This window comes from Sedimentitalea sp. (assembly GCF_039973035.1).
GTDB lineage: Bacteria > Pseudomonadota > Alphaproteobacteria > Rhodobacterales > Rhodobacteraceae > Sedimentitalea.
In genome coordinates, this window is record NZ_JBDWLR010000096.1 from 1 (window position 1) to 9,533 (window position 9,533).

At 54.3% G+C, this 9,533-nt stretch carries 12 protein-coding genes; 2 read left to right on the plus strand and 10 right to left on the minus strand.

Going from position 1 to position 9,533, the window contains the following annotated elements; translation table 11 throughout:
- Nucleotides 1-430: 430 nt before the first annotated feature.
- Nucleotides 431-811 (minus strand): DUF1403 family protein, encoded by a 381-nt coding sequence (locus ABJO75_RS27615; protein WP_348134931.1) that lies wholly within the window; start codon nt 809-811, stop codon nt 431-433.
- 396 nt (nt 812-1,207) lie between these two features.
- On the opposite strand from ABJO75_RS27615, the gene ABJO75_RS27620 reads away from it, so the two are divergent.
- Together ABJO75_RS27620 and ABJO75_RS27625 are read left to right on the plus strand one after the other, a co-directional pair.
- Complete coding sequence (locus ABJO75_RS27620; protein WP_348134932.1) at nt 1,208-1,471, plus strand: ribbon-helix-helix domain-containing protein; 264 nt, start codon at nt 1,208-1,210, stop codon at nt 1,469-1,471.
- Nucleotides 1,472-1,473: 2 nt separating this feature from the next.
- Nucleotides 1,474-1,830 (plus strand): type II toxin-antitoxin system RelE/ParE family toxin, encoded by a 357-nt coding sequence (locus ABJO75_RS27625; RefSeq protein ID WP_348134934.1) that lies wholly within the window; start codon nt 1,474-1,476, stop codon nt 1,828-1,830.
- Between the two features lie 310 nt (nt 1,831-2,140).
- On the opposite strand, the gene ABJO75_RS27630 is transcribed toward ABJO75_RS27625, so the two are convergent.
- The 9 genes from ABJO75_RS27630 to repA all read right to left on the minus strand — a co-directional run bounded on the left by ABJO75_RS27630 (nt 2,141) and on the right by repA (nt 9,060).
- A complete protein-coding gene (locus tag ABJO75_RS27630) occupies nt 2,141-2,743 on the minus strand; it encodes a hypothetical protein (RefSeq protein WP_348134935.1) in 603 nt (200 codons plus the stop codon).
- 367 nt (nt 2,744-3,110) lie between these two features.
- Nucleotides 3,111-3,398 (minus strand): type II toxin-antitoxin system RelE/ParE family toxin, encoded by a 288-nt coding sequence (locus ABJO75_RS27635; RefSeq protein ID WP_348414098.1) that lies wholly within the window; start codon nt 3,396-3,398, stop codon nt 3,111-3,113.
- A gap of 38 nt (nt 3,399-3,436) precedes the next feature.
- Complete coding sequence (locus ABJO75_RS27640) at nt 3,437-3,688, minus strand: type II toxin-antitoxin system ParD family antitoxin (protein ID WP_348134937.1); 252 nt, start codon at nt 3,686-3,688, stop codon at nt 3,437-3,439.
- Nucleotides 3,689-3,819: 131 nt separating this feature from the next.
- Complete coding sequence (locus tag ABJO75_RS27645; RefSeq protein ID WP_348134939.1) at nt 3,820-4,218, minus strand: type II toxin-antitoxin system VapC family toxin; 399 nt, start codon at nt 4,216-4,218, stop codon at nt 3,820-3,822.
- Nucleotides 4,215-4,448, minus strand: coding sequence for an AbrB/MazE/SpoVT family DNA-binding domain-containing protein (locus tag ABJO75_RS27650; protein ID WP_348134940.1), 234 nt, complete (start codon nt 4,446-4,448; stop codon nt 4,215-4,217). The genes ABJO75_RS27645 and ABJO75_RS27650 overlap by 4 nt, the downstream gene beginning before the upstream one ends.
- Nucleotides 4,449-4,570: 122 nt before the next feature.
- Nucleotides 4,571-5,323, minus strand: a complete 753-nt coding sequence (locus ABJO75_RS27655) for a VOC family protein (RefSeq protein WP_348134942.1) — start codon at nt 5,321-5,323, stop codon at nt 4,571-4,573.
- On the minus strand, nt 5,320-6,684 hold the full coding sequence (gene repC, locus ABJO75_RS27660) for a plasmid replication protein RepC (protein ID WP_348134944.1): 1,365 nt from the start codon (nt 6,682-6,684) through the stop codon (nt 5,320-5,322). The genes ABJO75_RS27655 and repC overlap by 4 nt, the downstream gene beginning before the upstream one ends.
- Before the next feature lie 208 nt (nt 6,685-6,892).
- On the minus strand, nt 6,893-7,876 hold the full coding sequence (gene repB, locus ABJO75_RS27665) for a plasmid partitioning protein RepB (RefSeq protein ID WP_348134946.1): 984 nt from the start codon (nt 7,874-7,876) through the stop codon (nt 6,893-6,895).
- A gap of 2 nt (nt 7,877-7,878) precedes the next feature.
- Entirely contained in the window at nt 7,879-9,060 is a 1,182-nt protein-coding gene (repA, locus tag ABJO75_RS27670) for a plasmid partitioning protein RepA (protein WP_348134948.1), read from the minus strand.
- Nucleotides 9,061-9,533 lie beyond the last annotated feature (473 nt).

Genomic DNA, 9,533 nt, shown 5'->3' on the forward strand with positions numbered 1-9,533 from the left:
CGTATAGGATCACGGATTTCGGGTACTGCGCGCCTTTGAAACTGATCAACTCTTCAATCCTGACTGAGGCTCGGGAAAATGGGAGGTCTCGCTCGGCGCGCCAGGCAACGCAACTCAATTCCAAAACTTTGCGACACTACCCAAATACTATTAGCCAACGGCAAAATACGCACGAGTTCATAAGCCAAAATAGCACGAAATGCCTGTTTGTTGAAGACGCCGGACGACATAGGTCGTGGTGATCTGCCAAGCCCCTACAAGCCTTCTGCGAGGAACGCTCGGATCGGACCGTGAGACAGCCACCAGGATCAATGAAGGACCTTCTTCAAGCAGTGAACGGGTAAGAACCATCTCCAGAACTTGCGCTGCGCGCTAGACCGGCGCAGCGCTTACCGCGTCGAGCCAATCCGCAATGGTTCACAAGACAGTTTCAAACAAGCGCGATAAAACGCCTTGATGGACACCGGCGGCTCAACTGCGCGGCGCGAGCACCGATAGCTCTCACGGCAAGTCCGGGCAGATCTCCGGGGCGTAGAGGGTGGATGGCATCCCGCAAGTCCCCTTGTATGTTTTTAGAGCGACGTTTTTCTTGAAGAAGCGTAGCTTTCCGGTGGCGTTGCAACGCCAACTGCTCGCGAAGCAAGGTCTGGGGGACCTCTTCCTTCCCCAACACAACATGCAGATGTCTAATAGACTCACCTGACAAAAACGCCACATCTTCAAGGGTTTCACCATGGCCGGAGGTGACCCAAGACGGCATCCGGGGTAGTGTGCCGAAGCAGAGTTCAAGATTGGCGGGCGCAAGTTTCATGTCCAGAGATCGTTCTAAAACGGCGCTTTCTACTAGAAAAAGTCGTACGAACAGCCCCACCTTACAGCTCTCTATTATATCCAATAAGTTTGCATTATCGGACTCTGAAAAATGAGCTCCGACGCATACTCCGTCGTTCATATTTCATCGCTGGATTCACCCCAATCCGGCGCCCTCATCGCGCGCGTTCCCGGTACATTGATGGACAGGGTTTTTACTCGATCTCTAGACTCCCGACGCGGTGTCAGAAGTGCTGAAAGCAAAGAGAACTCGAGCGGTGTTCGCGAGATTGGGTGAAACGGAGGTTGTTAAACTGGTGCGATGAGATCTTGACCGCGCACCCGCCCAACATACATTGTAAGACATGTGCACCAACACAACAAACACTTCGGTATCATGGCAACAACATCTTTCACCACCCGCATCGACAGCGAGCTCAAGACGCAGCTCGACCGGATCGCTCGCTTCGAGGATCGATCCGCCTCATATATGGCCAACCAGGCAATCCGGGCTTTTGTGGAAGAACGCCTCGCGACTCGAGACCTCCTCGAAACAGGACTTGCCCTTGTCGATCAAGGAGCGCCGTCTCTGGCGGCAAATGCCGTCCATGACTGGTTGAGAGCGGATGACGACCGCTCCTTCCCGAAACACGACGGATAGGCATGGAGATTCGCTATCTCGAAACCGCAGAACCTGGACTGCGCTGGTTTCGGGCCTACTACCGACAGAACCCGCAGCTTGACTTGTCCAAAGCCATCAACGCGTTGATCCGCGCAGAGGCCATGCTTGCAGAGTTTCCCATGTCCGGCCCAGCCTATGAGGATTTCAGCGCCGTTCGTGAATACAAGGTCAGGGGGACCGCCTTTTCATTACTCTACACCATGGCACAGGATACTGTCTGGATCATCGACCTGCGCGATCAACGGGGGCAGCGCAGCGCTGAGGTCTTGAGGTTACATGCACATGAGCTGCGTGCCCGCTACAGAACCGGTGACACGCCCACCACCCGAACCACCTGATGCCACATACGCGAATACCATCGGTTGCTCGATGCTTTCGACCAGCTTGGATACGATACGGTCATCTTACCAAAGGTAGATGTCGAAGCTCGGGCCGATTTCGTCCTGTAGCGTCTTTCCTGACTTTCGCGGCAAATATGCCGTCTCCCCAAAAACGACCGTTTGTAGAGTTACGGTATCGGTCAGCCACGTGCTGCGGCACAGCCAGAAACCAGCATTTTGACACTGGCCTTGAAGCGGTCCAATGCGCAAGGTGATGGTGGGCTGACGCCTGGACCGTCGGCATCGAGCCCGAAACGGCCGCCGGAGGTCAGATCAGCTTCGCTTTGAGCAGCATCTTCTCGATCATGCTGGACTTTACCTTCTTTTTCTTCAGTTCCGGTACGGCGGCCAGCTTGGCGGTCATCGTCTTGAACTCTTTCTGATCGCCGACCGCATGGGCGACCATCAGCGACTTCATCGTGCCGGTGTCCGAGATGCCGAGCAGTTCGGCCGCCTTGCGCGGATCGCCTTTCATCTTCCTTTCCGCCTGGGCGCGGTGGTGGTTAAGGAAAGGCTTGTATTTCCAGAAGCTTTCGAGAAAGTTTTTGTCGAGCAGAGATTCGATCTGGTTGCAGAATGACTGCATGAGTGTCTTCCATTTCGTGTTCTTTAAATCGTTCGCCTCTGCAAGATCCATGGCTTCTTTGCGGTCGGGGTAGGCCACGTTGATCGTAGAGGGGGCCTTTGGATCGATGAATTTCGGGTAGAGTTTCTTGGGCTCGAAGCGCTTGGCTACAGCGTCGAGAAAGAGGGTGTTCTCTTCGGCCATGCGCGACTTGACGAACGCGCGATAGAGCTTGCCGAGAGCGCGGTCTGCCATGATTTCCATCACTTCGTCGGGATAGGTCTGGTTGCCAATTTTTTTGGCCATGGGTCTAGCCTCCTTTAATGATCAGGTTCGCCGGTCAATGTCGGTATTATGGGTTAGTCGCCGGAACGGGCCGAATGGTTCAATCAGCCGCGAAAAAAGTTAGCTCCCGACTTCCGCGCTGCGGCGTAGCAGTATGTGAGTTCACGGTTTGCGACGGCCTGAATCGTTGACAAAATCGAAGTCTCGGGCAACGGCAAGTGCTGCGTCTTCAGCTGTATCAATCCAGAACTGATCGCCGTGTGTGAGACGCATCACCATTGCTCCCTCCAAGAACACGACAAACGCGCACGCCAGCGTTTCTGTGGAGGGGTGTGTTCTGAGACGCCAGCGGCGTCGGCTAGAGATGCTTTCACAAACTCCTCCAGCATCAGACCCCGTTGAGGGTCGTTAACGCTCCGACGTGACGCGGAATATCACTACGAGAATGCAATATTTCGACTACAATTGGCTCGTTTGGCTGATCCAGGAACACCAGAAAATGCTCTCCTGCCCTCGCGAACTGCAATTCCTGAGCTTCATCGACCAGTATGGAACAGCTTCGACTGAGAGTGGTACCTCTGGCGATCGCTTCACACCGGTCTATGATTTCCGCTTCGTAGAAGTCCGCCTGCTCTGACCCGAAGTTCGGGATGGTCCAACGAGCAATTTCATCCAAGCTGTCTCCGGCCCGACGAGTCAGCCGGAAAGTCCGGTTTACGTTTTGGCGCGTGCAAGAGCCCGGCGGATAGAATCGGCACCGGTACCCTCTGCCAGATCATCTGCTTGCGCTTGCGCCAACCCCTCGCGCAAGCCGTGTTGAATTTGCATTAACCAAGCTTCCCCCTGTTCAAGAAGTCGCAACTCGGCCCGCAAAACTTCGCTGGCGTTTTGATAGCGACCAGCCGACACCAGAGCCTGAACCAATTGGTCCTGTGTTTCCGTCAGCACAACGTTGCGGGTCACCATGTCCAGTCTCCCTTGTTGGCAATAAATGCCAATAGCAAACTTGGGTCAATTGAGGCGCGTGGGCGTTTCAAAGCCAACATCAACGGTCCCCTGCCCTACTCGTTCCAGAAAATTCACCGGCGTTCGTCTGGTCATGGCGTGATGAGAACCAGCCTCGGAAAGTAAGTCCGGTAGCGACCCACATCACGGGTGATAAGCGGATATTCACAAACGGCTGCATGCGCACCAATGAAGAAGTCGGGCAGAACACCCGTTCTCGTGCCGCCGGATTGCCTGTATTTTTGAAATACCTTGCCTGCGAGAAACAACGCAGCCGTTGGAATTGGTTCCAGTTTAAGGCCAATGCCCTTGATCAGCTCATCCAATAGCTCTTTTGTTTCGTAGCGCACGGACAGTTCGGCATAGACCACATCGTTGATCAACAAGGGACCCGTCAGCGACGCGGCCTCAAGCTGGGAAATCGACCAGTCCGAAAACCTTGGATCGTCCGTGACCAGGTCCAGAAGTACGTTTGTATCGACAAGCGTCACGCATCGCCTCTGGTCAGTGCCATGATCGCCTCAGTATCCAACCCCTTCCCCGCATGCCCACGGAACTTGGCAAACTGGCTTGACGCAGATGTTTTCTCGGCCGGTCTCAGCACCACCTCGCCGGCGGCGTTGCGTCTGAAGTCCACTTTGCTGCCAGGTATCAGTCCAAGCAGATCTCGCACCGGTTTTGGGATGGTCACCTGTCCCTTTGTCGTCACTGTCGCTGGCATGGTTCACCTAAGTAAGGATTGATATGTGAAAGGTATTACTTTCGGGATGAAATTTCAATACGCCCGCACCCAGATCGTCAACTCGTCTCACAACTGCCTTTAGGACCTGAACCAGCCGGATACTATTCAGCGTTCCGGAACATCAAAAGGTCATCGCTTGAATCGACCTTTGATGGCCCGGAAAGAACGATCCCAGCGTAACCCCCAATTGGTCCCTCAGCGGTTAAAACACTTTCGAGAGCGTGAACATGCTGCACCTCCAACACTGTGTATCGTCGTTGGTAGAGCCATTCCCTGTTCTCAATCGCTGTCAGGTCTGAAGACGGAGGAACATCTTGTGTGAAGGCAAAAAAATACAGGGTGAAGCCATAGCGATTGATCGACTGAACGCATAGCGGGCGCATACCCATACCCTTACAGACACCCTGAACGCGCCCAATGCTCGAGGTGCGCAGGGTGATCAGGTTCAAATGTGCCCCTCCGCCCAACAGGTTGGGATTGACGGGCTTATACGGTCGGTGGCCCTCGAACCAGTGGTCGATCAGCTCAACGGCAAACCCTTCCGGATCGGTAAAATGCGCGAGGTAGCCGACATTCTGAAACTGATGAGGCGCGCTTACAGTCAACCCTTTGCAGGTCAATTGTTCGCATGCGAGTTCAATATTGGGAACAGCAAGTGTAATTTTCCAGTACAGATCACTGGCTGTCTGGACATAGGGCCTGTCAGCCTTCAGAAAGCAGATACCGGCTTCTTCGCCACCAAAACCAACACAGCCGTCGCCGATATCCTGCATGCCCAACACATCGCAATAGAACTGGCGCTGCGCCACAGGATCACAGGCGCGAAGACGCAAGGTTTCAATCTTGGGCATCATGCCGCCGCTCCCGTCAAGCGCCCATAGAAACTGCGCTCGAGATGCAGCTCCCCTGCCCCGGCTTTCTCGACCATGCCGCGCAGATATCCGCCCGGTGAGGTCACTTCGCCATCGCTGAACTTATCGAATATCAGCGCCATGGCCGCAGCGGCCGCCTGTGGCCCCAATCGGTCTTGCGCAACGGTCCAGGCGTGTTCCGACACACCCACCATCGGCCGAACCTGTGCGGCAACCCGGTGCAGTTCGCTCCAGTTTTCAATATAGCCGCCCAGGTCCCGCGACATCTGGGTAAATCCGGGGCATGCCTGCATCACCGTGCCCAAATCCAGCACTGTCCCGCGTTTTTTCTTCGCGGTTGTGCTCCAATCCCCCTGCTCCGTCTCAACGGGCGCTTCGGCATTGGGCTTGGTCACCACGCCGGCCGCTTCCTCGTTTTCTGAGGAATTACTAATTACAGGATAAGGTTGATTTGTATTTAGTATGTGAGGTTCATTAACGGACCCCTTGGGGTTCATTTCTTTGGTATATTCGGTGGAATGTTCGCCATTTTCTATGTGGTTTTCCACAGGCATTTCAACAACTTCGTCCTGCTCCATAAGGGCCGCGTCAATTTTCACCTTTAAGGCCGTGAAGTGCTGAAGCAGGTCAAACAGCCTATCAGACCCCACCGAACCCCTTGGCAACCGATCCAGAAGCGCCTGAAAGGCCGCTGAGAGCGCGGTCCAGGGACCTGAGACGGCCTGTTCCAACGCGGTTTCGAGCTTGGCGCGGATCGTACGTCGTACGATCGTGATCTGACGTTTCGCGCGTGCGCAAAGTTGCCGCTCGGCCTGTAGATGAGCAAAAAGAACGTCAAATTCTTCTGCCCGTGCGGCCAAGGGCGCAAGATCGTAGCCATAGGCCTCAATGATATGCCCTTCGGCATCCCTGTGGCCCCATCGTTTGCCATTGGGGCTGTCCTTGAAGGCAATGAGGCCGGCATCAACAAGCCGCCTCGCATGGCGTTTGAGCGCAGACAGGGAAAACCCGGTCTGCTCCATCAGATAGGCATTAGAGGCCCAAACAATGGGCCGCCTGCCCTCTTCCCAGTCCTGAGACTGTGTAAACGCCCCGAACGTATCGAGCAGCATCATATCGCTGGCCTTCAATCCGATATGTGCAGCCACCCTTTTGCACGCCAAAAGGGCCTTGTTTTTGGGTATAGCCAACTGTTCACCGGCTTGGGCAAGCTGTTCAGCTGCGGCAAGACTCGGTGTCGGCTTGCGCCAGCCGGTCGGTTGGATCGCATTTGGCAAACCTCTACCGTTCCGAAACTGGCCAGTTTCAGCCGCTCCATGTGGAGCATCATTGAATTTTTCCATTTAGTTGCCAGCAGGCAAAGAAAACCCATTCGTCCAAAGACGTTTCTTATTGTGTAGAGATTCGGTGGCTGCTAAGGTTGAATTGTCAAAAACAAACCGCGCCTTGTGCGCTGCAGCCCTCGGAACTTCGGTTTCGAGGGTTTCTTTTTGTGCCTTCCTCCTTTCTGCTCGTTGCCTTTGTCAGGCAGTTAACAGATGTTAACTGCCACTATCCTTCGGGGTTCTCTGATTGAAACCGTTCAAAGGAATCTCTAATTATCTGATCCAGACTTTTGTCCAACCAAATTGCAAACCGTTCATTGTCCCCACCACGCTTGATGGAAACCGACAATGCCGATTTACTTGATTTCACATTCACTCCCGGAACAGGAGATCTAACCACAAAAGAGCGCTCACGCGCGCCACGTTTACTCATTTCCCGGATGACAACATCTAGGCGTTCATCCGAAGCCAATTCTGGTGCGCAGTCTGCTAGCGCGCGAAGCGCGTCTTGCTCGCTTATCTGACCCTTTTCGAACGCAGTCGCGAGGGACATCCACTTTGGTCGGCCTGCAGATGGTGCCGCACCAATCGCCTCTCCGACGACAGCAGGTATGAGACGATTGACGCGTTCAAGCTGAGACAAAGAGTTCTTGCTGATCGCCAACGCTTGGCAAACATCGGACCGCGCGTAATTTTGGTCCAAAATCGCTTGCGCAAATCTAGCGCGTTCATAGAAGCTTAGTTCTGCCCGCCCAGCATTCTCTAACCCTTTGGCCATCAGCGCATCCGTGTCGCCAAGCGTTCGAATGAGGGCTTTCACCGGAATTTCAAGATAGCGGCAAGCGAGTATCCGACGCTGCCCGTAGATCACTTCGAAGTACCCATCCCGTTCTTTGGATGGGCGAAGTAGAACTGGGACTTGCTGGCCAGCTTCTTTGATACTGCTCGCAAGTTCAGCTATCGATGATGAAGTGTTCGCTCCGTTAACAGCTGTTAACTCGACATCTAGGCGATCCTTCGGGCCCCAGGCCAAGATGAGTTTGGTGTCGATCTCCTGGATCCCACCCAAGCCAGCACGAACAGACCCAATTGTACCTTTGGGAAGGGACCTGTGCGCACGATCTGTTTTTCCATCCTTCGGCGCGCCAGACGCCTCCGCAGCAGCCGTGATCGCTGCCATAATCCCGGTTTTGTTTTTTCCCATCGCCATGACTAACGCCCCCAAGCCTGTTGAATCATGCCTGCTATCTCAGAGCCCACTGCGTCCATACTGACTCTTGCGCGATCATAGGTCGAGCGAGTCATTTCCGAGCGCAAAACTTCATAGATCGACATCTTCAACATCGACGCGTCACCAATGGCTGTACTGCGAAGGCTCGTCGCAGAGACGACCCGGTCTTGAAACAATGCCCGCATCAAACTCACGATCTGCTGGCTCGGAATGTCCCCAGGATCGTCACGAGTGATAAGAAAGGAGAAGAAGTCGTGATTTAGTTTCACGCCCGTATCCTCGATGACACCGAGATAAGCGGATGTCATTTCAACGAACTGCTGCGTGGAGGCCAAATCGAGCATGCTAGGCGTCATTGGAACAATCACTGAAGTTGCGGCGTAGAGCCCGGTTAGGGTCAGGAATCCAAGCGCTGGTGGGCTATCAATGACAATGACATCGTAATCTTTCTCGACCGATTGAATAGCCTTATCAAGTTTTTCGAAAAAAGCGATGCCGCGGCCGGCATTCACGGCCGTCTCTGTTTCGAACTCGCTTAGAACGAGACGGGCAGGCGCTAAGTGCAGTCCTGGAAAATACGTATCGACGATTGCTTCAGACATTGGAACAGGATCATCGTAGCGCAACGCGTCATAGATCGATGCGCCCTCGAATTCCAGTTCGGTTTGAATTCCGCAGAACCCAGTCAGGCTACCCTGAGGGTCGAGATCAATTGCAAGCACTCGATAACCACTCAGGCCAAGATAGTGACAAAGATGTATGGCCGACGTCGACTTGGCTGAGCCGCCCTTGAAGTTCATCAGCTGAATAACCTGAAGCTTGTCACCCGCACGGCGGCCTGGAAGGTACTTGCCCGGAGTTCGCGAGGTCGCTTCGAGGGAGCGACGCATTTCGAGCATCTCCGTTCCGGAGTAGAACCGGCGGCCATTTTTATTAACCTCCGGTTCTGCCAAGGACCCCTCACTGTGGCACTTGCGCAGGAATTGCCCGGTCACTCCAAGAAGGTCAGCAGTCTCTGTTGCGCTGAATAGTCTCAATTGTTTGCGTTGATCAGGAGCATATGCCTGCTGCAGATGCGTTGTCAGCGCAGTGTGTAGACGCGCAGCCATCTCGCGTGTTAAGTCAGATTGAGAAGCCGCTTCGATCGGTGCTGTCTGGAACATGGTTGCCGTTTTTCTGCTCGAACGCGCTTATTTGCGCAACTTGACTCTAAAGGCAGTGATTCACCCCGCTAAGTCAAGGACTTTATCCACAACTTGTGCTACCGAGCATCCACCCCACTATGGGAGGGATAACCGCCAAAACAGCATGGCTAGTCGCTCAGGACTCCTCGCGCGCACACCATGAGAAGATGGCTGCAGAGCCTCATTATCCCGTGGGGCCCGCGTGAAATTAGCATTTAGACCGGCGTTGTTGCACAGATCAACTGCAACTCGGAACGCGCCCTCCCCGAGACGGAATTCAGGCGGTGCGCTCAAAGCTTGGGCGGCCAAGCCCGGTCATCCGGTTAAGAACCTGGACGCCAATCCTGGCTTCTGTATTCTGATTTCCGAACGTACGCGCTTTCAGCTTGGGCCCGATAACGGCTTTCCAGCGACCCATGCATTGCCCGGCAGTGCATGCGTAGCATGCATGA